A 26433-nucleotide genomic window follows, 5' to 3' on the forward strand; every position below is an offset into this window, starting at 1 on the left:
TATGGACAGGCGGCTTTTTTTGTATTTTCATTAATTTAAGGACGGACCTGAAGGCTTCCGAACAGTCTGTTTTCCTCTCGACTGTTCCTTCAGCTCCTCTTTCTTTTTTACTTCATGGTTGCTTGGAGGACTCAGGCTGAGAATTTTGTCTCCTGCCTCAGGCTTTATTGCATTATCAAGAGCAAAGAATTCCAGGCGTCCGGTCGGTTTTTGGATGCCGATCAGCACTACATCCTCCGCCCGGTCATTTAAATATGAATTGTACGGGTATTCTTTTGTTAAAGACGTTAATTTAAATACGTAGCCTGCATCTACTTTCCAGTTCAGCTCTTCAAACGTCGCGCCTTTTTCGAACAGGACACGGCCTCCGACCTTTCTCATCAGCTCATCGGGTTCATTCCGGTCTGATTGATGCCAGCTGAGCTGAAACAGATCCTTCCTTCCGAATTCCGGGACAAAGGTGGTGCACACGAGCGAATTATACGAATCCCGGTCAGTGGCCGCGATAATCTTATTATAGGGAGTCATGTCCAGGGAATACTCTGACTGCTCGGAGAGAATTTCTCCCCGGTAGTAAGCAATTCCGGCTTTACGGGCGTTGAACAAATGTTCAAACGAGGAGTCGGCAATCAGTACCGGCACATTCATTTCCTTGAGCTTTTGGGCAAGGCTTGTAGTGAAGGAGCTTCCTCCCACAAACAGAACTCCCGGAAGTCCCTCTTTTGAAAGATTTAACTTTCTTGCAAGCGGCCCAATTGTAAACCCGTGGAAGCATACAGTCGCAAACACGAGGGCAAATGTAAGCGGAGTAATGATGGAAGCCCCAGCGTAATTGTATTCTTCAAGGACATTCGCAAAATACCCTGCTACCGTCAAAGCCACAATCCCCCGGGGAGCGATCCAGCCGATAAGGGCTTTTTCCCCGAATGTTAAATCGGTCCCCATGGTCGACAGCCAGATCGAAAGCGGGCGAACTAAAAACAGCATCAAAAGAACGTATGCAATAATTTGCGGATCGAAAATCTGCATCAGCGTAGCCCGGTCGAGTGATGCTGTCAGCATAATAAATATACCGGAAATCAGCAGTACAGAAATATTTTCTTTAAAGTGCTGCATATCGCTAATGGAGCTGATATGAAGATTTGCAAGCGTCATCCCCATCGCAGTGACAGCCAACAGCCCCGTTTCATGCATGACCACGTCCGAAATGACAAAGCTTGCAATCACCATCGACAGAACGACCGGCGACTTCAGAAACTCCGGCACATGTCCACGTTCAAAGGTCCATCCGATAATTCTGCCGAATAGAATCCCCAGAAAAACAGCAAACAACGAGGCCATAAAGAAATTGACGAGCGAGACAAAGGTGGACTCTTCGGAGGTAAAAGTGCGGATAATTTCAAACGCAAATACTGCCAGGAGAGCACCAAACGGGTCAACGACAATCCCTTCCCATTTAAGTATCCGCGCCGGCCTCGGCTTCAGCTTGGCCTGCCGGAGAAGCGGCAGAATGACAGTAGGGCCCGTAACGATCAGCAGGCCACCGATAATAAAGGATACTTCCCATGATAGCCCAGCCACAAAGTGGGCTGTTAATGAACCAAGTATCCAGGCCAGAAAAGCTCCTATTGTAATGATGCGATACACAGGCTTTTGAAGCCCCTTAAGCCCCCTGAAATCAAGATTCAGGCTTCCTTCAAATAAAATTATGGCTACGGCAATCGATACGATGGGACCATATAGATCGCCAAATGCTTCGGAAGGATTAATCAGGCCAAATATCGGCCCGATCAAAAGCCCGGCAACAGACATAACGACTATGGCCGGCAGCCTGGAGAACCAGGCAAGCCACTGGGAGCCTATTCCGACGGCACCGATCAGCATTAGTTGAAACAATAGAGAGTCCAGCATACTATTTTCCCTTCTTTCCACTCCCATTTTTTATCTTTGGGTTTAATCTTATATGTAATTTATATTCCTTTCACTTTTTAATCACTTGAAATAAAAAGATACTATACTAAACCCTATCGTTTCAATCAAAGCAGTTTATAAAACTATATTTTTTCATAAAAAAGCACGCTTTTAAACAAAGCATGCTTTTCTTTACCGCTCCTCTATTTCTTCTTGAATGGCCTGCCCGAGATGACGTCCCGGCTCATCGATTCTGCAGTAGATCCGGTCTCCGGGCCGGCAGTCCTTCAAGGCCATCGGCTCGTATTGATCCGTCATTAAATAAACGCTGTCTGCCCACTGCAGAGTAGCTGACAAATTTACCTCCCCAGCGCGGACCTTCACTCTCACGAGTTCGCGTTTTTCAATTTTCACCCTGCCTACCGGCACCTGACGTGAAGATGTTCCTTCGTACACAGTCACCGGCTCATCATGCTCTATTTCTGCGAGATACCTTGTCTTCTCTTCTTCAAAAATATACTGGTGCACAGCGCCCGCATTGATACGAAACACGCGGGCTGGATACGTACTGGTTGTACGGTTTTCCGAAAGCGTATAAACGTATCCGTGCCCTGTGTCTCCGACAAGCAGACCTTCAGCTGGAGATAAAATATCTGCTGCGTCTATACACACACGTGATCCTTCTCCCATCGGCTCTATTGCTTCCACAATACCAAGCTTCCATACATCATTTTCCATCATACTCATCAGCACCCACTGCTTCCGGAGGAGCTTTTGCCTTCTTCCTCCATTTTCATTTTGTGTTCTCTCCCCCATTTTTCAAGTTCCCGAAGGAGGGATTCGAGCGACTCCCCGTAGCTTGTCAGGGAATATTCCACTTTTGGTGGGACTACCGCGTAAGCGTGCCGCAATACTAAGCCGTCATGCTCAAGCTCCTTGAGCTGCTTGATTAATGTCTGATGATTAATCTGCTGCAGCTGCTGTTTAATCTCACTGAAACGAAGCGTTTTTCCGACCAGTTCCATAAGAATGACTGCTTTCCATTTTCCGCATACTTTATCGAGCGTAATTTTAATATTTTCTCTTTCTTCTATGGTCATTCTTTCACTCCTTTAATCTAAAAAAAGACACTACTATATATTCGAATATAAGTATGTGCAAATATATTATATGTAGGTATTATAACCTTAAAGTCAAGTGAATAAACGTTTAGAGCCTGTTTCTTCAAAAAAAGCAGCAGCCTCTTTTAAGAGACTGCCGGTTTTTACTGTTCTTCTGCTATTTCTGAAAGCTCGGCCCAGCGTGTCATTGCCTGGTCCAGCTTTTCATTAGTTTCCTTCTGGATGTTAGACCACTTTTCGATGGCCGCGAGGTCGCTGCCGCTCTGCTCCATCTGCTGCTCTGCTTCCGCCAGTTCCTCTTCAAGACGAGCAATACGCTCTTCAATCTGGTCCCATTCCTGCTTTTCTTTATAGGACATTTTTTTCTTCTCCCCAGCTGCGCTCCTGAAAGCTGATGCCTCCGGCTTCTTCTCTTTACTTAGCGCCGGACGAGAAGCATCCTTTTCTGAACTCATAAATTCTGAGTAATTTCCCTCGAATAAGGTAACCTGGGATGATTCATTAAATACAAACAGCTTTTCAGCTACCCGGTCAAGAAAATAGCGGTCGTGGGAAACGGTGACGACTACGCCCGGGAACTGCTGCAGGTATTCTTCAAGTACGCTGAGCGTCTGCACATCCAGATCGTTCGTCGGCTCGTCCATAAACAATACGTTCGGCTCGGTCATTAAAATACTGAGCAGGTAGACCCTCTTTTTTTCTCCGCCGGACAGCCGTGAAATATACGTCCACTGGTCTTCCCGTTCGAATAGAAAGCGTTCCAGCATCTGCTCAGCCGAAATACTTTCACCGTTAACAGTATAAATAACTTCGGCAATATCGCGAATATATTCGAGCACACGTTTGGATTCATCCAATTCTTCCTGCTGCTGCGAATAGTAGCCAAGCTTTACGGTCGGACCGTACACTACATCCCCGGCATCAGGGTCGATCCGGTTGGCAAGAATGTTTAAAAGCGTCGTTTTTCCAGTTCCGTTTGGACCGACGATCCCTATTTTTTCTCCAGGGGTAAACATATAGTTAAACTGGGAAAACATATTCTTTTCTCCGTAGGACTTTTCCAAATCCTCCGCCTCTATTACTTTCTTTCCAAGTCTTGTAGACCCTACCGGAACCTGAAGCTCTTCTTTCTTCAGCGGGCCCTCCTGCTGTTTCAAAGACTCCGCGCGCTCTTTCCGGGCTTTTTGTTTTGTGCCGCGAGCTTTCGGCTGCTTCTGGAGCCAGGCTAGCTCCCGCTTTAATGTGTTCTGCCGTTTTGCTTCGGCGTGCGCTTCATTTGCTTCGCGCTCGGCCCGCTTTTCCAGAAACAGTTCATAGTTGCCGTCATATTCATACAGACGGCCGCGCTCCAATTCAAAGATTTTATTCGTTACTCTGTTTAAGAAATAACGGTCGTGTGTGACTAATATTAAAGCTCCGTTATAATTGGACAAATATTTTTCAAGCCAGTTAATGGACTCGTCGTCGAGATGGTTTGTCGGCTCGTCAAGAATAAGAATGTCACAGTCCTGAATGAGCGCCCGGGCAATGGAAGCTCTTTTACGCTGGCCGCCGGAAAGTTCATTAATTTGTTGGTTATAGACCGTCAGCCCCAGTCTGTTTAAGACCTGCTGGGCGACAGTCCCTGCTTCCCATGCCCCGAGCTGGTCCATCTTCTGCTGGGCCTTCATCCACTGTTCCTGTGCAGCTTCACTTTCGGGCTCCTGCTCCAGACGGGCCTGAGCTTTTTCGTAATCTTTCACTGCTTTCATGATATCGGAAGAGCCTTCATACAAATAATCAATCAGATTTTCTTCCTCCGGCAGCTCGGGGTCCTGTGGAAGGTATTCAATTCTCAGCTGCTTGGAGTGCTGAAGCTTTCCTTTTTCCGAAGCATCAATTTCAGAAATCACGCGGAGAAGCGAAGATTTCCCTGTACCATTAACGCCTATCAGCCCGATACGGTCTCCGGGCTCGATCGTAAATGAAATATGGTCAAACAGCACCTTGGTGCCGGTTGTCTGGTATAGATTTTCTGCTACAAGCAGACTCATGTTCTCACCGTTCCTTTCTCGTCCTTTCCTATCTTAGCATACTTGCTCGTGCTTCTGAAAAACACAGGGCTGTTTAAAGTCCCAGCAAACAAAAAAGCACTTCCCATCAGGCTGGGAAAGTGCTCTTATGCGAAAAATTAGATTTAGGAAAGATCCATTTTTTTCTTTTTGTTTCTTGGCGGACGGCTGTTTTTATTGGAGCCGTGGCCCTGCGGGCGCTTTTGCTTATATTTCGAAGAAGGCTTGCCCTGGCCTTTGGAGCCCTTGTTGCGAAGCGGTGCTTCCGAAGTAAGCTTTACCGGCTCTTCTTTCAGCTCGCGTGAGTTCATTTTCAGCGCCGCTGCTACGATTTCTTTTGCCTCGTATTCGTTAAGCAGCTCTTCTGCTGTACGCTCCCAGTACTCGTTATCATCGTCTTGCATTGATCCGACCAGCTTTTGTACAGCCTGTTGGGTACGCCCTTCAACTGCATCATTTCTCGTCGGCTTAGGAGCCTTTTTCAGCTTAGCCTGCACGGTCTTTTCGATAAGGCGCAGGTGCGTCATTTCTCTCGACGGTACGAAGCTGTAGGCTACGCCTTCGTTTCCTGCCCTTCCTGTACGTCCGATCCGGTGCACATAGCTTTCCGGGTCCTGTGGAAGATCAAAGTTGTAGACGTGAGTAACGCCGCTTACGTCAATGCCGCGGGCAGCTACGTCTGTTGCGATCAACAGCTCAATCGTGCCTTTTTTGAACTTCTGGAGCACTTTGTCTCTTTGAGCCTGCTTCATGTCACCATGAATGCCTTCTGCTGCATAACCGCGTCTTGATAAAGCTTCAGCGAGTTCATCCACGCGGCGCTTCGTACGTCCAAAGACAATCGCAAGCTCCGGCGGGGTATAATCGAGCATATTACAAAGAGTCTCGAACTTTTCCTGTTCGTTCACTTCAATATAATACTGATCGATTTTCGCCACTGTCATGCTTTTGTTTTTCACTTGAACCTGTTCAGGATTAGTCATGAATTTATCTGCTACGCGCTTCAGCTTTGGAGGCATTGTAGCCGAGAATAAAAGCATCTGTCTAGGCTCTGGGATATCCTTTAAGATTTCTTCAATGTCATCTACAAATCCCATACTGAGCATTTCGTCAGCTTCATCAAGCACAACTGTATTCATTTTTCCGAGGTCAATCGTTTTTCTCCGCACGTGATCCATTAAACGGCCCGGTGTTGCTACAATAATTTGCGGCTTTCTTTTCAGCGCTTTGATTTGGCGCTGAATATCCTGTCCACCGTAAACGGCTACTGCTGTAACACGTTTATGCTTCCCGAGGCGGTTTAATTCTTCGGATACCTGCACAGCAAGCTCTCTTGTAGGTGCAAGCACAATGCCCTGTGGAGCGTTAGCTGTTTTATCAGCTGCTTCAAGAAGCGGTATGCCGAAAGCCGCAGTTTTTCCTGTACCAGTTTGTGCCTGGCCAATAATATCTGTTCCGTTCTTCGCTTTTGGAATAACTTCCGATTGTATGGGTGTTGCTTCTTCAAATCCCATCTCTTCAATAGCTTGAAGAATAGGCGATTCCAATCTTAGTTCTGAAAATAAAGTCAAGTATATATTCCCCTTTTATGCTTATTCGATCATTTCGTATGAACTAATTAACATTACCATATTCATGAAAAAAAATCTATCTAATTTTCATATTCCATAGAAATTAACTACGAATTCATACTGATTATTTAATTGTAATGAAAACGTAACATAAACTACATTGAACAGTTTATGCAAATGACGATATAATTAAATTACAAAATTTTCATTTAATTACGCATATAAATATGTAAGGAGGACGGGCAAATGGCTGTGGGGAACAAATTTGCATATTTTGTTGACCGTTCCGGAAGGCAAGTCACGGTGGGAACACTCAAGGATATCGAACAAATGGATTTAGGCCGTGGGCAGATTTATTATTGCGATTCTGAACAGGAGCTCCTCCAGGGTGTTAAAGAGTATTACCATAAAGAGTGTATCATCACCCTCCGTTCTCCAATGAATGATTTTAAAGAAAACCTTTCACGTTAACCTCTGCCCTGCTTTCCCTGAAAGCAGCGGTATACATATAAAGAGGGCCCGCTTTTTTGCGGGCCCTCTTTACGTCTTTATTTCACTTCAGATTGAACTTTCACTTCAATGTTGTTTCGTGTAGCTTTGGAATAAGGGCAGTATTGGTGGGCAAGGTCCACTAATTCGTCTGCTTCCTCTTTTGATACACCGCTGATTTCTACTGTAAGTTCAGCAGCCAACTGGAACATTCCATCGGATTCGTCTTTCTGCAGACTTACAGCTGCAGTTGTCTTAGAAGAAACGTCTTTATTTTTCTTACTTGCCTGAAGGTTCAGCATGCCATCGAAGCAGGCTGCATAACCTGATGCAAAGAGCTGTTCCGGATTGGACCCTGATTTGGAAGAACCTGAACCCGGCTGTTCCAGATTCACATCAATCATTCCATCTTCAGAACGGACATGTCCTTCACGGCCACCTTCTACAGTAGCTTTCGAAGTAAATATTGTTTCTGCCATACATAACTCCTCCATTCAACTTAATAACGATTGTTTCCAATAGTAACTATACACTTTTACTCCATTTTTTAAACATCCAGCGTTCCAAAGTAATTTCTTCGGACGCCTTTCACATAAGCTGAAGAAATAGTAAATACGGCAGTTGCCCGCAGCGGGAAGCTGTTATAGAATCATTGAAGATTAAAATTAACTGTCAGAGGCTTTTCATTTTGAATAACAAATCCACAATAAAGGAGTCGGCGAAATTATGAATCAGGACTTCCCATTAAAAACCCCTACTAATTCTTTACTGCTCACAGCAGTTGATCATACCCGTGTCGGAGTTATCATTACTGATCCGGATATAGAAGATAACCCTATCATCTATACGAACAGTGGTTTTTGCAATTTAACCGGTTATTCCGCCGGAGAAATTCTTGGAAGCAACTGTCGTTTTCTTCAGGGGCCGGAAAGCGACATTCATACTATTGAGCGTATGAGAGAAGCACTAAAAACATACGAACCTCTTTCCGTCGAAATTATTAACTACCGGAAAGATGGCACTAAATTTTGGAACGAACTCCACATCGATCCTGTATATGAACCGGAAGAAGATAAAAATTATTTTATCGGAGTGCAAAAAGATATTACGAAACAAAAGAATGCAGAAAAAGATGCTTCAGAGTATTTCAATGAAATTAATCTTCTGTCCACCCCCATCGTTCCAATCATTAACAGCGTTTACGCCATGCCACTAATCGGCAACGTCGACGAGCAGCGGCTGAAGATTATTTTCACAAATATTACTGACGTTATTCATAACTCCAAAGTAGAAACACTCATCGTCGACCTTTCCGGTCTTTCTACATTAAATGATGATATTATGAAAGGAATCTTCACTTTAAATGATCTCCTAAAATTGCTTGGCACTGAATTGATTGTCACCGGCATTTCACCAAGTCTTGCGGTACGATCCAAGGATATGGACTTCGATTTCTCCACTTTCCAGACCTTCGGCACAGTAAAAGATGCTATTCGTTTCAAACAGCGGAACAGCTGATATTGATGTCATTAAAATTGATTCGCAAAATGTATTGCTATTGTTTGGAGCACATGATATGATTAACTTACTATTTTGATCCGTTAGTCAGAACAAGGTTAGGGTTTTAGCTTCCGAACTTGGTATTATGCGGTTTGCAAGATAAGTAACATTTGTGCCATGAGGCACGCAGGAGGATTATTTTTATGGAACAAGGTACAGTTAAGTGGTTTAACGCAGAAAAAGGTTTTGGCTTCATCGAACGCGAAGGTGCAGACGATGTTTTCGTTCACTTCTCCGCTATCCAGGAAGAAGGCTTTAAAACCTTAGAAGAAGGACAAACGGTAGAATTCGAAATAGTAGAAGGCGACCGCGGCCCACAGGCTGCAAACGTCACTAAAAACTAATTAAACCATACAAAGCCGCTCTCTTTCGGGAGAATGGCTTTTTCTTTTCAAAAGAATTACCCATTCTTTAATATTTAAATATTAAAGTCTGTTGCTATAATTTGAGTGACATGATACAATGAGATTACTATTTTGATCCGTTAGTTTGAACAAGGTTAGGGTTTTAGCTTCTGAACTTGGAACTATGCGGTTTGCAAGATAAGTATTATTTGTGCCACAGGGCACGCAGGAGGATTATTTTTATGGAACAAGGTACAGTTAAGTGGTTTAACGCAGAAAAAGGTTTTGGCTTCATCGAACGCGAAGGTGCAGACGATGTTTTCGTTCACTTCTCCGCTATCCAGGAAGAAGGCTTTAAAACCTTAGAAGAAGGACAAACGGTAGAATTCGAAATAGTAGAAGGCGACCGTGGCCCACAAGCTGCAAACGTCACTAAAAACTAATTAAGCCATATATGAACCTCTCTCCTTTTTGGAGAGAGGTTTTTTCTTGTTGATTTCAACATGCGGACACACAAAAAGGAATACCCGGCTTCCGGGTATTCCTGCTGCATGGTGCTCTTTTTAGTATTAGCGGCGTCTAAACGTTTCAAGAAATGCATGTACAATCTCTACCGATTGAAAAGCAAAAATGCTGAGTGCCGAAAGGGATAAGAGCCCCATTATGACAAAGCGCATGTTCTGAACCAGATGCAAAGCCCACATGATTACCCCTCCTTTGATATATATCTATCATACTCTCCTGTCACACGTTTGCAACAATTTTATGTTATTTTCTAACATATCTCCTGCCTTACTGCAGTTCAATGAATCTTTATCGTTTTTAGAGCTGGTTTTAATTAAAAGGAAACCATTTTTTCACTTTATTCTTCCAATACCTTACAGAAATATATTCAAACACATAGGTTAAAATTAAGCCATATAAAATGACCCCAAACAAACTCAGCACTACCATTGTTCCCTGACCGACCGCTGTAACCGGCTCAATGTTAGAGCGCCCAAACATAACAAGCGCCATAAGCACGCTCAAAGCAGAAGTCCAAAGCGAGTCTGCCGGCGGTTCAATACCCCAAACCCAAAGTACAAAACAAATGTACAATATTAAAATACCGCCCCAAACATAATATTGGTGCTGACGGCTTAAATAACGAATAAGCGGCATCGTGTAGAATTTGGTGATCGTCTTGAGGCGGAAAAGGTGAATAATTCGTGCCAGGCGTGCGAATTGAAAGATCGCATCTGCCGGTATAATTGCTATTAATAAAAAAGGGTGGGATTTTACAAATTCCCATTTCTTTTCTGCACGAAAAAAACGGAAAGCATAATCAAGCGTAAATAACGCCCAGGTTGTCCAAATAATATAACCGGATACTTCTGTCTCGTACCAGATCGTCCCTACAGAGAGAATGGCAAGTATAACCATAATCGCCTCGTATAATCGCTGTCCGAACCCCTGATCTTTTTCTTCGCTCATTATCGACGACTCACTTTCCTGCCCGTTATCTTCTCAGCTTTATTTAATCGTACTATTCTATGAAAAAAACAGCAAATTTTCTATTGCACAATTCGCTGTTACTGGTTATAATAGAATTTGTCTTGCGGATGTGGCGGAACTGGCAGACGCGCACGGTTCAGGTCCGTGTGAGCTTACGCTCTTGGAGGTTCGAATCCTCTCATCCGCACCAATTCTTATATAACGAACACACCAGGCTTTACAGGCTGGTGTTTTTTTATGCTCTTTTTCCCTTTATTTTAGCACGTCGCTCTTTTGAGAGCATCTTTTGTTATTAGTGTAAGCAGTTGGCGAAGACGGGTATTAAAATTACAGCACTAATCAATAACTATATGTCAGGAGGATCAAGGTGAGCAGACAATTAGCAGAATGGCTTAAAGCCTCCAATTACAGTATTGTAATGACCGGTGCCGGAATGTCTACGGATAGCGGACTCCCTGATTTCCGGTCTGCGTCAGGCCTCTGGAACAATTACGACCCAAAACAACTTGCCACAGTTGAAGCACTCGAACATCAAAACGAAGTATTCACAAAGTTTTATCAATGGCGACTGCAGTCCCTTCTGGATGCATCGCCAAATAAAGGACATAAGATCTTAGCTCAATGGGAACAACAGAACCTTCTCCAGCACGTAATCACTCAAAACGTAGACGGCTTTCATCAGGCCGCCGGTCAGCAGCACGTTTCTGCTTTGCATGGCAGCCTGCGGGAAATTAATTGTCATATTTGTGGCCGGCAGGCATCCCAGGAGGATTTTTTAAACGGAGCTTCCCATTGCCCAAATTGCGGAGGCAAACTCAGACCGGGTATTGTCCTATTTGGTGAAATGCTTCCGGAGCAGACTATCCAGCAGGCTCAGGAGGCGACCGCAGCCTGTGATTTATTTATCGTTCTCGGCTCAAGTCTGCAGGTAGCCCCTGCTTCCCTGTTTCCAATAGAAGCAAAGGAAAGCGGAGCCAGGCTTGTTATTATAAATCAGGAAGAAACAGAACTCGATTCATGGGCAGATTTAACATTTCCCGGAGCTTCTATTCAAAACGTGCTCACCGAAACAAACAGGCATTTGTAGCTAAGAGGAGCTTCCAGTCAATGCTGGAAGCTCCTTTTTATGAAACAGTATTAGTTTTCACCTCTAAATGCTCCATTAATGTATGCGCCAGTTCCCGGGCCCCGGACATCTTCTGCCTCCGGATCAAGCTCTACTTTCAGCGGCAAAGCCACTATCTCTGCCCCCTGCTTTTGAAGCTGGTCTCCCATTATGTCGAACGTCTGCCTCCCCACATTTCGAATACATGGTGGAGTTACACGAGCCCAACAGCCCTGTCTGTAAATCTTCCAATAAGCTGTCTATATGTTAAACTGGTAAATGATAATCATTTTCAATATAGGAGGCATTTCTTATGACTGATATAGCCAGCACTCCACTCGCCCAGACAATTCAATCCCGCCGAAGCATTAAAAAATTTACGGACCAGCCAGTAGACAAACAAACCATCCTTGAACTGCTCGAAATATCCAAATGGGCGCCCGATCATGGCGTGCGTGAACCGTGGCGCTTTCTGCTGTTTCTTGGCAGCGGCACGGAGAAACTCGCAGACGCTCTCGCCGATTATCAGGAGCACGAAGGTTCGAAAAAGCCTGAAAAAGTACGGGCGCAAATTTCTGAGCTTCCCGGAGCCCTGCTGGTCGTTAATCAGGCCGAGCAAAAAGTGAAAAAATGGGAGGAAGATTTTGGCGCGGCCTCTACCCTTATCCAAAACTTTCAGCTGTTAAGCTGGGAACAAAATATCGGTATGATTTGGAAAACCGGTGATTATATCTATTCAGACCGCTTCAAGCAATCGCTCGGCATCGATCCGGATGAAACTATTGTCGGCATGCTGCAGCTCGGCTATTTTGAAAAAATACCAAAGGCCAAACCGAGAACGTCCATTGAAGAAAAGATTAAGATTTTTGAGTAAAACCCTCATTTCCATTAAAAAACCTCCCTGGGCGCAGGGAGGTTTTTCGTATTAACAGAACGTATCCTTTGGCTTTGGTACAGAAAGACCAAATAAAGGCCGTAGAAACAAAGCCAGAAATGTGCCGGCTAAGGCAAATACTGCCCATACATACCCGTGCACACTAAAGGAAGCAATGCCGCCAAAGTAAGCACCGATATTGCATCCAAAAGCGAGCCGTGCTCCGTAGCCCATCAAAAGGCCACCGATAATGGAAGCAGAAGCGTTGCCAACCGTCACTTTCGTAAACTTAAACAGTCCACCTGCGGCTGAAGCAATAAACGCTCCTAAAATAACGCCAAAATTCAGTACAGTAGTGGAATCAGCAAAAATTGTCGTCTGCAGCGCCTGCGCGCTTTCTCCGCTCCAATAATCCCAGCTCGAAGCATTGATACCTACAGCCTCGGCAGCTTTGGAGCCCCAAAGTGCAAATGCCGAGGTAATACCCCACGGCTGACCGCGTGTGAGCAGGGTTAAGGCGTTTAATACAGCAAGCACCACTGCCGCAATCATCATAGGCCAGGAACCGCGGAAAATGCGTTTCCATCCGCTTTCTGTTGGCAGTGTAGCCATGGCCGGCGGATTTTTCTTTTTATCAATAATTAAGGTCACTGCAATGACAGCAGCGAAAATGAGCAGGGACACAATCCACGCTCCCGTGTATCCGAGACCGGTCGAGGTCGCCAGCGAAATCGAGCCAAAGGATGGTGTTTCATCTGTCCAGAACGAAAGATGATACGCCCCAACGGTAGACCCGACGATGAAAAAGAGAAGCGTAATAAACATGTTCGTCCGGCCGCCGCCTACCGCATACAGCGTTCCGGAAGCGCAGCTTCCTCCGAGCTGCATCCCGATGCCGAACATAAACGAACCGACGACTACACTCACGCCTACAGGGCTGACGTACCCTGCCACATCTCCCCCGAAAAAGGTCGAACCAAGAGCAAGAATCGGGGCAAACAAGGTGACCGCCACTGCAAGCATCACCATGTGGGCCCGGAGCGCCTGGCCGTTACCTACAGACATTAAGCGGCGAAACGCCGAGGTAAATCCAAACCTGGCATGAAAAAGTGTATATCCCAGAAGCAGGCCAATCGTGAGCAGGAGCGGCTGCACGATTGACTGGGTTAATGCCAAATATAACGTTAAAATAGCAAATACGATTAATCCGCCGGTAACCAGCTTATTCTGCGGGGCCCCCAGTTTCTTGGAAGCTTTTTCGGCAGTCTCCTGCTGGGAAACGGGCTGTACTGTTACTGCCATGATAATCCCCCATTCCTATCTTTTTAGTCAGTTTTACGTTCTTTATCTTAAATATTTTTTTTAATATAGTCAAAGATGTTGCTTTTCTAAATAAAATCTACTATTATTAAAAAGTTGAAACTTAATGGTACTCAAAAAACTTGACCGTTTTAAGGTGGTGAGAGAAATGGATGAAAAGAAAATATACATTCAGCAGACCGCGATGCAGCTGTTTTCCAGTCAGGGGTTCTTTCACACCTCAGTACAGGATATTGCTGAAGCATGCCGGATGTCTAAAGCTTCAATTTATAAAATCTTTCATTCCAAGGAAGATATTCTCGCCCAAATTGTAAGAGATAATTTGAACCATATTATTCACCGTGCCAATTACGCCTGTAATGAACAGTCCAAGCAGCCAAGGGATCAGCTTATTGCCAAGCTGTCGAGGGAAATCGAGGGTCTCGTTGAGCACCGCGAATATGTATGGATGCTTTATCAATCTGCTTCCATTAACAAGCAGTCTGATAATATTAAAGCTCTTTTAAAACAAGGCCAGCTCATTATGGTGAACTGGCACAAGGATACACTTCTCGAGACATTTGGAGAAGATATAGAGCCTTTCGTCTGGGACCTTGCAATATGCATGCAGGGGATGAGCAGAGAAATGATCGCTTTCGCTGAGAAAGTTGACCGTTACAATTTTGATTTCGAGCGGCTCGCTGAAGTATTGGTCACTAATATTGAAAGTATTATCAAACACAAAACCTCCTCTGCTTCAGTATTTTCGAGCGAAGATATGGAGCCATTTAATCTTCAGGGGCATTATGGGGAGATCGATCAGAAGGATCTCTGGGACCGGACCGTCCAACAGGTACGGGCGTTTATTCATTACCGCTTTCCTTCCTATGAAAAAAAGCAGTGGGTGGAAGCGGTCGACCGTTTAAACCAGGAATTCTACGAATCTGAGCCTGAAATGATTGTTATGGAATCTTTGTTTTGTTTTCTCGAGAAAAAGGAGGATCTGCAAATTAATATTAATATCCTGCGGGAGATTATTCAGTAACTTCAGGATCCGGTATCGTTCATTTATTTCGGTTTTCTTGCTATACCGGCTCTTAAAATTGCACAGCCAAGCCCTAAGTCAAGCCTCAAACCGTCAGCGCAAAAAGTCAGATGTTTGTTTTTCTTCAAAACAAGTTTCTTGATTTTTCCTGCAGCTGGCGTTATTATATGCTGATGAAAACTAATAAGTACTTTCAAAACCAATTCGTTTTATAAATAATTTCTGATTGTGAAAAGCATTACACCGAAGGAGGGCTTCTCATGCCTGAAGAAGCAGCTACACAAATACCTGCGAAAACAAGAAATTTAATCATCGCGGTATTTCTTACCGGAGCGTTTATCGCTATTTTAAACCAGACCCTTCTGGCTGTGGCCATCCCTAGCATTATGGCTGATTTAAACGTGAGTGCCAACACAGCCCAGTGGGTTACGACCGTTTTTATGCTCGTTAACGGGATTATGATTCCAATCACGGCCTTTCTTATTGAAAAATTCACTACCCGGGGACTGTTTTTGTTTGCTATGTGTTCCTTTGCCCTCGGGACACTGTTCGCTGCCCTTTCTCCAACTTTTGGCCTGCTTATGGCCGGCCGGGTTATTCAGGGTGTTGGCGCTGGAATTATGATTCCTTTAATGCAGACATCCATTATGACCATGTTCCCTATCTCCCAGCGCGGGCAGGCTATGGGACTTGCCGGACTAGCCATTGCTTTCGCACCGGCATTCGGTCCTACTCTGTCCGGGTGGGTCGTGGATTCGTACTCCTGGAATACGTTATTTTACATTATTCTTCCTATCGCCATTGTAGATATCATTCTGGCTTACTTTTTGTTGAAAAATGTAACGGAGCTTAAACATCCAAAGCTCGATTTATTATCAATTATGCTCTCAACTGCCGGGTTCGGCGGCCTGCTGTATGGATTTAGTGCTGCCGGTAACAGCGGGTGGGGAAGTGCCACAGTGCTCACTACTCTTGCCGTAGGTGCTGTTGCCCTGTTCCTGTTTATATGGAGACAGCTTCATGTGGAAAGACCGATACTCGAGTTCCGGGTCTTAAAAAATCCTATTTTCACATTAACCGTCGTTGTTGCCATGGCCTGTTTTGTTTCTATGGTCGGCTCTCAGACTCTTATTCCTCTTTATGTTCAAAACGCTCGTGGCTTCTCCGCGCTGGATTCCGGGCTGATGCTTTTGCCAGGCGCTCTTTTGATGGGACTGATGAGCCCTGTCACTGGACGCATTTTCGACAAAGTCGGTGGAAGAGGACTCGCAATTACGGGGCTTTCTCTGTTAACGGTGGGCACCATTCCTTATATGTTTTTAACAGAAAGCTCCTCGATCGCCTTTTTAACAGCTATGTTCGCACTCCGTATGCTCGGTGTCGCCATGGTTATGATGCCAATGACAACCGCGGGACTCAATCAGCTTCCTAACTCATTAATCGCCCACGGCACGGCGATGACGAATACGCTGCGCCAGGTTGCGGGCTCAATTGGTACAGCCGTACTGATTACCGTCATGTCCCAGAGTGCTTCCGGTGCGGCAAGGGCTGGCGAAGTCTCGAGCCAGACCGGCGCCCTGATTCATGGTATTAACGTAGCTTTCTTTGTAGCTTTAATTGCCGCCATTGTCGGTCTTGTACTTTCTTTCTTTCTCACAAATACAAGACCGGATACGATGGAAAAACGTGAGGTGCGCGGAAGTAAAGGCAGTACGAAGGAAAGCAAAGCATAATCACTGCTATTTTAAGCAAAAACACTCTCAGCAATGCCTGAGGGTGTTTTTTACTGCACTAAACGCGAAAATATTCTGTGAAATACCTTGAACTTTAACTCAGAAAAAGATATAGTTTGGCTACATGAATACCTCTCACGAAAAGATTAGGAGGTCATTCGAGAACTACTGGAAGGGAGTAAATAATTTAATGACGACATGGACCAGCAGCAACCTGGGCTACCCACGGCTGGGTGAAAAACGCGAATGGAAAAAAGCATTGGAATCATACTGGAAAGGAAAGCTTGAAGAGGGTTCTTTTCAACAACAAATCCGAGAACTCCGATTGGAATTCTTAAAAAAACAAAAGGATCGTGGCGTTGACTCAATCCCTGTCGGCGATTTCTCTTTGTACGATCACGTGCTCGATACGTCCGTGATGTTCGGGCTTGTGCCAGAGCGCTTTGACGCTTCTGCGGGCTACTCTTCCCTATCTACATATTTTGCAGTAGCCCGGGGCACGAAGGCATCGCCGGCAAGTGAGATGACGAAATGGTTTAATACCAACTATCACTACATCGTGCCGGAGCTTCAAAACGCAAAGCCGCGCCTTGTAGATAACTATCCATTAAAAGCCTATCAGGAAGCAGTATCTGAATTAGGTATCGAAGGACGCCCATACCTAATCGGCCCGTACACTTTCCTGAAGCTTTCCAAGGGCTACGAAGAGCATCAGTTTGAACAGCTGTTTAACGACCTTCTGCCCCTGTATCAAAAAGTGCTGCAGCAGCTGCAGGATGCAGGAGCAAAAAGTGTTCAAATTGATGAACCAGCTTTCGTTCAGTCTTTTCCGGAAACAGATATTCCGCTAATCCGAAAGGCATATGAATTATTCAACCGCGAAGTACCTGAACTGGATCTGTTTGTGCAAACGTATTTCGACAGCGTTTCTCATTATAAAGACATTATCTCTCTTCCAATTGCAGGTCTCGGTCTTGACTTTGTTCACGGCAGAGATGGCAACTGGGCGAATGTGCAAAATCACGGCTTCCCTTCAAATAAAGTACTGGGCGCAGGCGTTATTGACGGACGCAATATCTGGAAAGCAGACGCACGCGCCACTGTCGCTTTTGCCAAAGATATTCAGGCAGAAACAGGCAGTGAAAATATTGAAATTCAGCCGTCCTGCAGCCTTCTGCATACCCCGGTTACAACCAAACACGAAACGCAGCTTGATCCGCTTTTGCTTGATGCACTTTCTTTTGCTGACCAAAAGCTTGAAGAAATCGACCTCATCACACGCACATTAAACGGGGAAGATACGAAGGCGGAGCTCGAGCAAAACACTGCCCAGCTTGACCGGGTTAAAAACGCTCCGTGGCGCCAGGAGGCGGTTGATAACACTGCAGCAGACATTCCTTCCTCCCGCCCGCTATCGTTCGAAGAAAGAAGTCCGCTTCAGCAGGAAAAGTTCCAGCTGCCAAAGCTTCCGACCACGACAATCGGAAGCTTCCCGCAGACGCGTGAAGTACGCGTGGAACGCCGCCGGGTGAGAAAAGGCGAAATTTCCTCAGAAGAATACGAAACGTACATTCAAAATAAAATGCAGGAATGGGTCGATATCCAGGAAGAAATCGGACTCGACGTTCTCGTGCACGGAGAGTTTGAACGTACCGATATGGTGGAATTCTTCGGAGAAAAACTGGGCGGATTTGCATTCACTTCCAACGGCTGGGTGCAGTCCTACGGTTCCCGCTGCGTCAAACCACCGGTTATTTACGGAAATGTGGAGTTCAAGGAGCCAATGACCGTAAAGGAAACCAAATACGCACAGACGCTGACCGAAAAACCGATGAAAGGGATGCTTACCGGTCCAGTAACGATTTTGAACTGGAGCTTTGAACGTAATGACATTCCGAAAAAAGAAGTAGCCTTTCAGATCGCCCGGGCTCTTAATGATGAAGTGCTTGCGCTCGAAAACGAAGGCATTGAAATGATCCAGGTGGACGAGCCCGCAATTCGTGAAGGCCTGCCGCTAAAAAGAGCAGAATGGGATGAGTACCTGGAATGGACTGTCCACGCCTTCCGCCTTTCCACGTCTTCTGTTAAAGATACTACCCAGATCCACACGCACATGTGCTACAGTGAATTTCAGGATATGATTGAATCGATCCGGGCGCTCGACGCCGACGTTATTTCGATTGAGACGTCCCGAAGCCACGGGGAGCTTATTGAAACGTTTGAAACAGCTGTTTATGACAAAGGCATCGGCCTTGGCGTCTATGATATTCACAGCCCGCGTGTACCAGATGTTCAAGAAATGACTCAAATGATTGACCGGGCCCTGCTCGTGCTTCCGAGCAACCTTTTCTGGGTTAACCCGGACTGCGGACTCAAAACACGTGACGTACCGGAAACGATTGCGGCCCTTAAAAATATGGTCCGTGCCGCAGAAGAAGCCAGAAAAAACTTAGAACAGCACGCATAATTAACACTATACAATAAGGCCCGGCCTTCCGGGCCTTATTTTCGTACGGAAAGGATATCCCACTTATGACTGTCACTACTGCATTTTTAAATAAACGATCCGATTACAAAAAAGCATATGAAGTTATCAAATCCCTGCGCCCTTCTCTCAGCTGGGAAGCCTTCAACGATTACCTCTCCCGTCACCCCTCCTACCAGCTAATTGCTTTAAAAGAAGAGGGGACGGTCGTCTCCGTAGCTGGACTTGAGCTTTTGGAAAGCCTCGCATGGGGTAAACACGCATGGGTTCATGAACTTGTGACTTCAGAGAGTGCACGATCCAAAGGTCATGGCGAAACCCTGCTCCGTGCCGTTCACCAGCATGCAGAAAAACACGGATGCACAGAAGTGATTCTAGCCTCCGGCCTGCAGCGCACTGACGCTCATCGTTTTTATGAGCGGCTCGATTATCAGGCGTCGAGCTACGTTTTCCGTCACACTTTATAACACAAAAAAACTCTGCCCCGTGAAAGGCAGAGTTTCTTTTTATCGCTGCTGCTTTTGTTTTTTCCTTGGATTCTTTTCTTCCGAATTGAAGCTGATCAGCGCCGGTATTAACAATGGCAGTACAATCAGGCCAAACAGCAGTAGTCCGGTAATGACGACCGTAGCTACTTCCAGAAGCGTAAGCACTCCCGACGGAAGCATTGCTGCGAACGTTCCTGACAAAATGATCGCTGCCGTAATAATTACCGTACCCATTTTAATCATCGCCGTCTGCATGCCTGTACGCACGCCGGCTTTTGCTTCTTCATTATACCTGCTTAACAGGAAGATGGAATAATCCACCCCGAGTGCTACAAGCATAACAAACCCGAAGAACGGTACCGGCCAGGCAATACCCGGATATCCAAGCCCGTTTACAAAAATCAATTCTGTCACAGCCATTGCTGTAAAATAAGCTAGTACAAGCCCGCCGATAATGTAAAGCGGCTGGATAATATTACGGAGCAGAATAATCAGTATCGCAAAAATGCCGATAAGAACGATTAATACGGTCCGGTCAAAATCACTGGAGCTGACCGACTGCAGATCGCTGTTCACGCTAGGTACGCCTCCGTATTCGATCGTCGTGTCTTCAAGCGGCGTTCCCTGCGTATTCATTTCTACAACCTCTTTAACTTCTTCTGCACTTTGGATTGCTTTTTTGGAATAGGGGTCTGCATTCAATCCGACTTCAATGGTCATCCCATTTTCATTGTCAAATACGTAATTGGATGCGCCGTCCTGGAAGTCTTCATTCTCGATGGTATCCTCTGGAAGGTACACGCCGGTGCCTTCCACATAGTTTGCTTCAGACACGTCTCCGGTAAAGGTTTCCGCATTTTCGAGGCCGTCACTGATTTCAGTCAACCCGTCGCGGGAATCGGCCACTCCATTTTCGAGTTCTCCGAGCGTCTCAGCTAGCTGTGCCAGCTCTTCTGTCTGCTGGTCAAGCTCCTGCTGCCCTTCTTCGAGACCGCTTTGAATCTCTGTAATCTGCTGACTGATTCCCGTCAGCTGTTCCGAAGCTGCTGCCGCTTCCTGCGGAGAGGAAGCATTTGCCAGCTGCGTGTTCACCTGCTCGAGGGCTGTATTTACCTCGCCAAGCCCATCAGCCGCATCCTGCAGGGAGGAGTTTTCCGTGTCACTGCTTCCAAGCTGGTCCTGGATGGAGCCCAGACCATCTTCGACCTCCTGCAGGCCGTTCCCAGTCTCTTCAATCCCGTCACGGGCGTCACTAATACCCGTGCTTACATCTTCGAGCTGATTGTTTACATAAAAATCGTCAATAACGTCCCCGGCAGGCCGTGTAGCGCTGCGTACTGCCTCTACTTCATCCAAACTATCAATAGAGCGGCTCAAGTCCTCTACATGTGCAAGTGTATCCGGCTCCATCACCGATTCATCTGATTCAATGACAATCTGCATTGGAAGTGCCTGTCCGGAACCGAGACCTTCCTCAATTAGGTTAAGGCCGGTAACTTCTTCCGTGTCCTGGTCGATTTCATCGATCGTATCGTAAGACCGCGAGTTATCGAATGTTAATAATAGCGGTACTGTGACGACAGCGACCAGGAGAATGGCAAGCAGCGGACGGAAAACCGAAACACGGCTCAGCCATTTCCATATTTTACTGTCGGCATGGCCGTTATGAAGCTTCGACGGCCAAAACAAAGCCCTTTTCAATGTGAGCATAAAGAACGGCAGAATCGTCCAAAGAATGCCCGTTAACACGACAATGCCGACCGCCACCCCGACGCCGGACTGAAAAACGGAGAAGTTGGCGAAGCCGATCGCCGTAAAGCCGACAAGCACGGCAAGAGCACTGTAAACCATCGTTTTACCGGCTGTTTTGTACGTCCGTATGATCGCTTTTTTGTAATCAAGCCCGGCAGCCAGCTCCTCGCGGTACCTGCTTAAAAGAAGTATACAGTAATCTGTACCGATCCCAAACAGCACTGCGACCAGGAAAATCTGTGTATAGTTTGACACCGGAAAATTAAACCAGTCTACTAAATAAGCGATAATCGACTGGCTGATCAGATACGTAAGGCCGACCGCCACAAGCGGCACAAAGGGAGTAATAACTGCACGGAAAACGACAAACAATAGCGCAAGAATTAACACTACGGTAATAACTTCCGTACGCTCGAGCCCTTCCTGACTCGCTTCATTTACCTGTTGGTTTAAAAGTGATTCCCCGGTAACATACATTTCCACGTCCGAAGCTTCGTTGAGGTCCCGAATCTCTTCAGCGGCGTTAACCGCCGTATCATTATCTCCTTCTATGGAGATCGGAATGACGACGACATTTTCCTCAGAGGCAACGAGCTGTTCTTCTGTTTCTTCGCTCTCAAATGGATTTGTAATCCCGGAAATCCCTTCAATGTTTTCGTCTTCGATGCCAGTAATCAGCGATTGAATATTGTCCTGTTCCTCTTCATCCACCTGATCTTCTGTTTGAATTACCGCGCTGATGGTGTTACCGCCCTCACCGTTGTCATCGAGTATTTCCTGAGCCTGGGAGGACGTTTCTTCCTCCGGTATTTGCAGCGTCTCTTTGTCGGCTGCCAAATTAGATAGACTAGGCGAAACGAACGTAAGCACTACGGTAAAAATAAGTATTAATGAAGCTATCCACCAGCGAAACTGTAGTATTGTTTTCATCTTTGCTGTCCACCTTTTTGTAGTATGCTCCGTATTTTATGAAAAGTCTGGATAAACTGCTCTACTTCGTCTTCGTTTATGTCCTGAAGCAGATCGGACACATATTCATTTACGAGACGCGTATGCCGCTCATGAGATTTTTTCCCTTCATCGGTAATTTCTACGTACTTCACCCGCTGGTCTTCACTGCTGGGTACAAATTTCACATAGCCGTTGTTTTCCATTTTTTTCAGACGGTTGGATAAAGCGCTCTTTCCGACGAGCATTCTGTTTTGTATTTCTGTCGATGTCATCGCTCCGTATTTCATTAAAAAATCAAGCAGTTCCACCTGTTCCGGAGAAATTTGATTTAATAAATTATCAGGTATTTCATTGGTTATACGGTTTCTGCCGAGAATCATTACTTCGGCAAACAGTTCCACCGCTTCTTCCATTTTTTTATCCTTCATTAGTACACCCCCTGAACTACACAATAGTTTACCCCCTGAACTTTCACTCGTCAAGTATTAAAGGTTTAAACTATCCCTTTTAAAACAAAAAACGCCCGGAGCCGGACGCTTCAGTCATTCATATATTCAATACCTTTGGAAAGAACCTTTTCTACGTTCGTTAAATGAGCGCTCATTGCTTCTGCGGCTGCTTCTGGATCCTGCTCGTTTATAGCGGTATAAATCCGCTGGTGTTCGTCAAGGAGCCTCCGGAAGGATCGTTTTTCCGAAAAGAGCCATGCTTTTCTCGTTTCATACATCGTTTTCTGCATCGTGTCGGAAAGGCGGCCCATCATCTGTTTTAATAACGTATTTCCAGAAGCTTCGACGATCGCAAGGTGAAAACGGACATCTGCCCGTTCCCCGAGATCATCAGTCCCGCCTGCCGCCTGCGTCATCTGCTCCAGAGCAGTGCGCATCTGCACGAGATCATCCTCTGACCGCCGGACGGCCGCAAGCTCGGAAGCCCCCTTTTCAAGCACATGCCGGACTTCGAACAGCTCCTTCATTTCCTGTTTCGAGATGAGGGTGCGGCTGTTCATCATTTCTGTGATAGTGGAAAAGTCATATTGATTCACGAATGTTCCTTCGCCCTGCCTTATGGTTACAATTCCTACAGCACGCAGAGCGCTTAATGCTTCCCGGACGGCCGAACGGCTGACGTCAAATTTTTCCGAGAGAGCGACGACAGAGTCCAGCTTCTCTCCAGGCTTTACTTCGCCCCACTTGATCATGCCCTCGATTTTTTCACGGATTACTTCAGCTATTTTTTTCGTTTCAATACGATCCATTGTCATCGCCGCTCTTCCTTCCGTTCACTATTTACCGCTATTGTACCACCCATAGAGTGCACATACTACGTTTTGCATCTATTATAGATAAGGTCATCACATGAGTGGATTTCAGTTAATTTTTTATATTTTCATTGCTATGTGAAAAAAGTTTTGTTTTTTCCATATAGACGATTGTCATTTTGGAAGGAACAAGTTAGAATTTATAACAATGGTTTTCTCTAGTATTTTGCAGCAAAGGTGGAACGTTTTATGTTATCTTTCTTTATAGCTATTATCCTGTTAATTGCCGGCTACATCGTTTACGGATCCTTTGTGGAGAAAACGTTTGGCATCAATGACCGCAACAAAACGCCTGCTTACCGTAATGACGGGCATATCGACTACTCTCCTCTCAGCTGGTGGCGTGGCAGCCTTATCCAGCTGTTAAATATTGCTGGTCTCGGGCCAATTTTCGGAGCGCTGCTCGGAGCCTTGTACGGGCCTATCGTATTTTTCTGGATCGTACTCGGCACCATTTTCGCCGGTGCCGTACACGATTATTTTTCCGGAATGCTTTCTCTTCGTCATAACGGTGCCCAGTTTCCGGGACTTGTAGGCAAGTATCTCGGGCGTCCGATGCAGAGCTTCATCAATATCGTCAGCATTTGCTTGATGATTCTTGTAGCTGCCGCTTTTATCGCTGGACCGGCTGAATTGATTGCAAGCCTCACACCGCTAAGCTTTCTTACGGCCATTTTTGCTATTTTTGCATATTTTTTACTGGCTGCCCTGCTTCCAATTCAACGGGTCATCGGAAAGATTTATCCTCTTTTTGGCGCAGTGCTTATTTTTATGGCAGTCAGTATTGCCGGTGCGCTTGTATTTTCAGATGTAACGATTCCAAATGTTACGCTTGCCAATCTTCACCCCGATGAACTCCCGGTATGGCCGATGGTGATGGTAACAATTTCATGCGGAGCTATTTCCGGTTTTCACAGCACCCAAAGCCCAATTATCGCCCGCACGCTGAAAAAAGAATCAGAAGGACGCAGGGTATTTTACGGGGCTATGATTGCCGAAGGTATCATCACCCTTATATGGGCAGCAGCCGGCATGGCCTTCTTTGGAGGCACCGGCGGGCTTCAGGCAGCCATAGCCGCCGGAGGCCCTGCAGGCGCCGTCAACGAAATTTCTACGAGCCTTCTTGGTACACTCGGCGGGATACTTGCCGTTCTTGGCGTTATTTTGCTTCCTATTACGACAGGCGACACTGCTCTTCGTTCTTCAAGGATGATGCTTGCAGAGCTCGTGGCAAACACTGTTTCCCTAAAAGGAAAGCCGCTTTTAATTCTGACGATTATTCCGGTCGTTATCCCGGCTCTGTTTTTATCTATGATCGATTATTCGTTTTTGTGGAGATATGTAGGATGGACCAACCAGCTCGTCGCTACCGTGATGCTGTGGACCGGTTGCATGTACCTGCTTTATGCCGGCAAAAACCATTTCATCTGCGGCGTCCCGGCGATGTTTATGACAGCCGTCGTCTGTTCCTACATTTTTTACGCCCCGGAAGGACTCGGTCTTCCGTACGGCTTTTCCATGACGATCGGGGCCGTACTGACAGTGTTTGTGCTTGCATGGTACATCTGGAAAGTAATCTCCGTTAAACGGCAGGCCGCATACGATCAGGTCGAAAAATCTATATAAATGCTTTTGGCTGCCTGCTATTGCGGGCAGCCTTTTTTCACTGAAGGAGAGGCTGATGAAAACGCTGCACGTTCATGCTAAACTAAATACAGACGTGAAATTTTTATAAAGAAGGCGGCTTACCATGCATTACTGGAGAAAAATTAAGCGGCGACTGATCGGCGGCAGACTGATCAAGACCGGTATAGCTGTTCTGCTCACTGCCTTTATATGCGGCATTTTCGATCTCCCGCAGGCTTTTGCCGTTATTACTGCCATTGTAACCCTTGAACCGACAGCTGCTGCTTCCATACGTAAAGGCGCCCAGCGGTTGCCTGCCACCGTCATTGGGGCAGCTCTCGCAATGATTACCGTTTATTTATTCGGGCCCACCCCGGTAACGTATATGATTGCTTCTGTATTGACACTTTATTTTTGTAATATGCTGCGGCTCCGGGACGGGATGCTCGTCGCAACGATTACCGCAGTGGCGATGATCCCCACAGCGAGCGATCATTATTTTTTGACTTTTGTAGAACGTGTCGGCACAACATTTATCGGCCTTGCGATCTCTACAGTAATTAATTTAACGATTCTGCCTCCAAAATTTTCTTCTTTACTCGCAGAACAGAACCGTAAAATGTTCGTGGAAACCGCTGAAATTTTTGAGATGCGACTCGAGGAAGTAATGAACGGCCGGTCTCCATCTGCCCAGGTAATGGAAAAATATCATCAGCTGGAAAGTGACCTGGAGCGTGCCATCCAGCTTTCTTATTACCAGCAGGAGGAATGGAAATACCATAAAAAAAAGGATACAGAGGCAAGAAGGTTTACACGGGAGCAGCGCCAGCTTCATTTTTTAGAGCGCATAAGCTATCATATTAATCGTTTATTTAATTTCGAAACAGATGACGGCACGTTTACGAAAGAAGAGGTTCAGCTGATTGGAGACATTATTCCGGCGATGTCACAAACGATTCATCATTTCGGGGAACGCATATCTGATGAACAGTTCAGGCTGATTGAACGTTTGGACCGTTGCTTTTGGAAAAAGCGCCAGCATGCATCACGGCCGAACATAAAAAAATATCATCATCACTTTTCTACAGACGTCATTATTATCTTTGCCCTCCTGTCCATTCACGATGTCCTCGAAGAGCTCGAAGAACTTCATTTCCCCGAACAGCCCGAACAACAGCAAGCGCCCCGGCCTTCATAAGGCACGGGGCGCTTC

23 protein-coding genes and 1 tRNA gene are annotated in these 26433 nt (G+C 45.9%); 13 read left to right on the forward strand and 11 right to left on the reverse strand.

What is annotated here, in order from left to right; all coding sequences use genetic code 11:
• Nucleotides 1–30: 30 nt before the first annotated feature.
• The 5 genes from ACTTK7_RS00375 to ACTTK7_RS00395 all read right to left on the reverse strand — a co-directional run bounded on the left by ACTTK7_RS00375 (nt 31) and on the right by ACTTK7_RS00395 (nt 6654).
• The gene (locus tag ACTTK7_RS00375; RefSeq protein ID WP_462864919.1) at nt 31–1911 is read right to left on the reverse strand and encodes a cation:proton antiporter; all 1881 of its coding nucleotides are present in this window, start codon (nt 1909–1911) and stop codon (nt 31–33) included.
• A gap of 192 nt (nt 1912–2103) precedes the next feature.
• Nucleotides 2104–2658 (reverse strand): 3-dehydroquinate synthase II domain-containing protein, encoded by a 555-nt coding sequence (locus tag ACTTK7_RS00380; protein WP_462864920.1) that lies wholly within the window; start codon nt 2656–2658, stop codon nt 2104–2106.
• Nucleotides 2658–3011: a winged helix-turn-helix transcriptional regulator gene (locus ACTTK7_RS00385; RefSeq protein WP_022794628.1), complete on the reverse strand. Its 354-nt coding sequence runs from the start codon at nt 3009–3011 to the stop codon at nt 2658–2660. Before ACTTK7_RS00385 ends, ACTTK7_RS00380 begins: the two co-directional genes overlap by 1 nt.
• A 164-nt stretch (nt 3012–3175) precedes the next feature.
• Nucleotides 3176–5065: an ABC-F family ATP-binding cassette domain-containing protein gene (locus ACTTK7_RS00390; RefSeq protein WP_462864922.1), complete on the reverse strand. Its 1890-nt coding sequence runs from the start codon at nt 5063–5065 to the stop codon at nt 3176–3178.
• 143 nt (nt 5066–5208) lie between these two features.
• Complete coding sequence (locus ACTTK7_RS00395) at nt 5209–6654, reverse strand: DEAD/DEAH box helicase (RefSeq protein WP_462864924.1); 1446 nt, start codon at nt 6652–6654, stop codon at nt 5209–5211.
• A gap of 246 nt (nt 6655–6900) precedes the next feature.
• Between ACTTK7_RS00395 and ACTTK7_RS00400 the strand changes: the two genes are divergently transcribed.
• Entirely contained in the window at nt 6901–7125 is a 225-nt protein-coding gene (locus tag ACTTK7_RS00400; RefSeq protein ID WP_322526021.1) for a hypothetical protein, read from the forward strand.
• Nucleotides 7126–7202: 77 nt separating this feature from the next.
• On the opposite strand, the gene ACTTK7_RS00405 is transcribed toward ACTTK7_RS00400, so the two are convergent.
• Complete coding sequence (locus tag ACTTK7_RS00405) at nt 7203–7622, reverse strand: organic hydroperoxide resistance protein (protein WP_298788255.1); 420 nt, start codon at nt 7620–7622, stop codon at nt 7203–7205.
• A 247-nt stretch (nt 7623–7869) separates the two neighbouring features.
• Here ACTTK7_RS00405 and ytvA point away from each other — a divergent pair, with 247 nt between their 5' ends.
• The 3 genes from ytvA to ACTTK7_RS00420 all read left to right on the forward strand — a co-directional run bounded on the left by ytvA (nt 7870) and on the right by ACTTK7_RS00420 (nt 9490).
• Nucleotides 7870–8661, forward strand: coding sequence for a YtvA family blue-light photoreceptor (ytvA, locus tag ACTTK7_RS00410; RefSeq protein ID WP_462864925.1), 792 nt, complete (start codon nt 7870–7872; stop codon nt 8659–8661).
• 185 nt (nt 8662–8846) lie between these two features.
• On the forward strand, nt 8847–9047 hold the full coding sequence (locus tag ACTTK7_RS00415) for a cold-shock protein (protein ID WP_027847408.1): 201 nt from the start codon (nt 8847–8849) through the stop codon (nt 9045–9047).
• A gap of 242 nt (nt 9048–9289) precedes the next feature.
• On the forward strand, nt 9290–9490 hold the full coding sequence (locus tag ACTTK7_RS00420; RefSeq protein WP_027847408.1) for a cold-shock protein: 201 nt from the start codon (nt 9290–9292) through the stop codon (nt 9488–9490).
• 391 nt (nt 9491–9881) lie between these two features.
• Here the strand turns inward: ACTTK7_RS00420 and ACTTK7_RS00425 are convergent, their stop codons facing one another.
• Complete coding sequence (locus ACTTK7_RS00425; RefSeq protein ID WP_462864927.1) at nt 9882–10520, reverse strand: hypothetical protein; 639 nt, start codon at nt 10518–10520, stop codon at nt 9882–9884.
• A 124-nt stretch (nt 10521–10644) separates the two neighbouring features.
• Here ACTTK7_RS00425 and ACTTK7_RS00430 point away from each other — a divergent pair.
• From ACTTK7_RS00430 to ACTTK7_RS00440, 3 genes are all read left to right on the forward strand, one after another.
• Nucleotides 10645–10731: transfer RNA gene (locus ACTTK7_RS00430), tRNA-Leu, on the forward strand.
• Nucleotides 10732–10908: 177 nt separating this feature from the next.
• Nucleotides 10909–11628 (forward strand): NAD-dependent deacylase, encoded by a 720-nt coding sequence (locus ACTTK7_RS00435; protein ID WP_462864929.1) that lies wholly within the window; start codon nt 10909–10911, stop codon nt 11626–11628.
• Nucleotides 11629–11959: 331 nt separating this feature from the next.
• Nucleotides 11960–12520: a nitroreductase family protein gene (locus ACTTK7_RS00440; protein ID WP_462864930.1), complete on the forward strand. Its 561-nt coding sequence runs from the start codon at nt 11960–11962 to the stop codon at nt 12518–12520.
• A 51-nt stretch (nt 12521–12571) separates the two neighbouring features.
• Here ACTTK7_RS00440 and ACTTK7_RS00445 read toward each other — a convergent pair whose 3' ends face one another.
• Complete coding sequence (locus tag ACTTK7_RS00445) at nt 12572–13822, reverse strand: YeeE/YedE family protein (protein ID WP_462864932.1); 1251 nt, start codon at nt 13820–13822, stop codon at nt 12572–12574.
• Nucleotides 13823–13988: 166 nt separating this feature from the next.
• On the opposite strand from ACTTK7_RS00445, the gene ACTTK7_RS00450 reads away from it, so the two are divergent.
• The 4 genes from ACTTK7_RS00450 to ACTTK7_RS00465 all read left to right on the forward strand — a co-directional run bounded on the left by ACTTK7_RS00450 (nt 13989) and on the right by ACTTK7_RS00465 (nt 19549).
• The gene (locus tag ACTTK7_RS00450; RefSeq protein ID WP_462864933.1) at nt 13989–14864 is read left to right on the forward strand and encodes a TetR/AcrR family transcriptional regulator; all 876 of its coding nucleotides are present in this window, start codon (nt 13989–13991) and stop codon (nt 14862–14864) included.
• Between the two features lie 260 nt (nt 14865–15124).
• Nucleotides 15125–16597: an MDR family MFS transporter gene (locus tag ACTTK7_RS00455; RefSeq protein WP_462864935.1), complete on the forward strand. Its 1473-nt coding sequence runs from the start codon at nt 15125–15127 to the stop codon at nt 16595–16597.
• A 190-nt stretch (nt 16598–16787) separates the two neighbouring features.
• The gene (metE, locus tag ACTTK7_RS00460) at nt 16788–19064 is read left to right on the forward strand and encodes a 5-methyltetrahydropteroyltriglutamate--homocysteine S-methyltransferase (protein WP_462864936.1); all 2277 of its coding nucleotides are present in this window, start codon (nt 16788–16790) and stop codon (nt 19062–19064) included.
• 65 nt (nt 19065–19129) lie between these two features.
• On the forward strand, nt 19130–19549 hold the full coding sequence (locus ACTTK7_RS00465; protein WP_462864938.1) for a GNAT family N-acetyltransferase: 420 nt from the start codon (nt 19130–19132) through the stop codon (nt 19547–19549).
• 39 nt (nt 19550–19588) lie between these two features.
• On the opposite strand, the gene ACTTK7_RS00470 is transcribed toward ACTTK7_RS00465, so the two are convergent.
• The 3 genes from ACTTK7_RS00470 to ACTTK7_RS00480 all read right to left on the reverse strand — a co-directional run bounded on the left by ACTTK7_RS00470 (nt 19589) and on the right by ACTTK7_RS00480 (nt 23537).
• Nucleotides 19589–22252: an MMPL family transporter gene (locus ACTTK7_RS00470; protein ID WP_462864939.1), complete on the reverse strand. Its 2664-nt coding sequence runs from the start codon at nt 22250–22252 to the stop codon at nt 19589–19591.
• Nucleotides 22249–22701, reverse strand: coding sequence for a MarR family winged helix-turn-helix transcriptional regulator (locus ACTTK7_RS00475; RefSeq protein WP_462864941.1), 453 nt, complete (start codon nt 22699–22701; stop codon nt 22249–22251). Before ACTTK7_RS00475 ends, ACTTK7_RS00470 begins: the two co-directional genes overlap by 4 nt.
• Before the next feature lie 110 nt (nt 22702–22811).
• Entirely contained in the window at nt 22812–23537 is a 726-nt protein-coding gene (locus ACTTK7_RS00480; protein WP_462864943.1) for a FadR/GntR family transcriptional regulator, read from the reverse strand.
• A 246-nt stretch (nt 23538–23783) separates the two neighbouring features.
• Between ACTTK7_RS00480 and ACTTK7_RS00485 the strand changes: the two genes are divergently transcribed.
• Together ACTTK7_RS00485 and ACTTK7_RS00490 are read left to right on the forward strand one after the other, a co-directional pair.
• Entirely contained in the window at nt 23784–25220 is a 1437-nt protein-coding gene (locus tag ACTTK7_RS00485) for a carbon starvation CstA family protein (RefSeq protein WP_462864944.1), read from the forward strand.
• A gap of 124 nt (nt 25221–25344) precedes the next feature.
• The gene (locus ACTTK7_RS00490; RefSeq protein WP_462864946.1) at nt 25345–26418 is read left to right on the forward strand and encodes an FUSC family protein; all 1074 of its coding nucleotides are present in this window, start codon (nt 25345–25347) and stop codon (nt 26416–26418) included.
• Nucleotides 26419–26433: the final 15 nt, after the last annotated feature.

The sequence above is a fragment of the Marinococcus tarijensis genome (assembly GCF_054971385.1).

Coding starts and splice junctions, on each gene's coding strand:
- ACTTK7_RS00375 (WP_462864919.1), bottom strand. CDS start 1,911: ATGCTGGACTCTCTATTGTTTCAACTAATGCTGATCGGTGCCGTCGGA.
- ACTTK7_RS00380 (WP_462864920.1), bottom strand. CDS start 2,658: ATGAGTATGATGGAAAATGATGTATGGAAGCTTGGTATTGTGGAAGCA.
- ACTTK7_RS00385 (WP_022794628.1), bottom strand. CDS start 3,011: ATGACCATAGAAGAAAGAGAAAATATTAAAATTACGCTCGATAAAGTA.
- ACTTK7_RS00390 (WP_462864922.1), bottom strand. CDS start 5,065: ATGAGTCTGCTTGTAGCAGAAAATCTATACCAGACAACCGGCACCAAG.
- ACTTK7_RS00400 (WP_322526021.1), top strand. CDS start 6,901: ATGGCTGTGGGGAACAAATTTGCATATTTTGTTGACCGTTCCGGAAGG.
- ACTTK7_RS00405 (WP_298788255.1), bottom strand. CDS start 7,622: ATGGCAGAAACAATATTTACTTCGAAAGCTACTGTAGAAGGTGGCCGT.
- ytvA (WP_462864925.1), top strand. CDS start 7,870: ATGAATCAGGACTTCCCATTAAAAACCCCTACTAATTCTTTACTGCTC.
- ACTTK7_RS00415 (WP_027847408.1), top strand. CDS start 8,847: ATGGAACAAGGTACAGTTAAGTGGTTTAACGCAGAAAAAGGTTTTGGC.
- ACTTK7_RS00420 (WP_027847408.1), top strand. CDS start 9,290: ATGGAACAAGGTACAGTTAAGTGGTTTAACGCAGAAAAAGGTTTTGGC.
- ACTTK7_RS00425 (WP_462864927.1), bottom strand. CDS start 10,520: ATGAGCGAAGAAAAAGATCAGGGGTTCGGACAGCGATTATACGAGGCG.
- ACTTK7_RS00440 (WP_462864930.1), top strand. CDS start 11,960: ATGACTGATATAGCCAGCACTCCACTCGCCCAGACAATTCAATCCCGC.
- ACTTK7_RS00445 (WP_462864932.1), bottom strand. CDS start 13,822: ATGGCAGTAACAGTACAGCCCGTTTCCCAGCAGGAGACTGCCGAAAAA.
- ACTTK7_RS00450 (WP_462864933.1), top strand. CDS start 13,989: ATGGATGAAAAGAAAATATACATTCAGCAGACCGCGATGCAGCTGTTT.
- ACTTK7_RS00455 (WP_462864935.1), top strand. CDS start 15,125: ATGCCTGAAGAAGCAGCTACACAAATACCTGCGAAAACAAGAAATTTA.
- metE (WP_462864936.1), top strand. CDS start 16,788: ATGACGACATGGACCAGCAGCAACCTGGGCTACCCACGGCTGGGTGAA.
- ACTTK7_RS00465 (WP_462864938.1), top strand. CDS start 19,130: ATGACTGTCACTACTGCATTTTTAAATAAACGATCCGATTACAAAAAA.
- ACTTK7_RS00470 (WP_462864939.1), bottom strand. CDS start 22,252: ATGAAAACAATACTACAGTTTCGCTGGTGGATAGCTTCATTAATACTT.
- ACTTK7_RS00475 (WP_462864941.1), bottom strand. CDS start 22,701: ATGAAGGATAAAAAAATGGAAGAAGCGGTGGAACTGTTTGCCGAAGTA.
- ACTTK7_RS00480 (WP_462864943.1), bottom strand. CDS start 23,537: ATGACAATGGATCGTATTGAAACGAAAAAAATAGCTGAAGTAATCCGT.
- ACTTK7_RS00485 (WP_462864944.1), top strand. CDS start 23,784: ATGTTATCTTTCTTTATAGCTATTATCCTGTTAATTGCCGGCTACATC.
- ACTTK7_RS00490 (WP_462864946.1), top strand. CDS start 25,345: ATGCATTACTGGAGAAAAATTAAGCGGCGACTGATCGGCGGCAGACTG.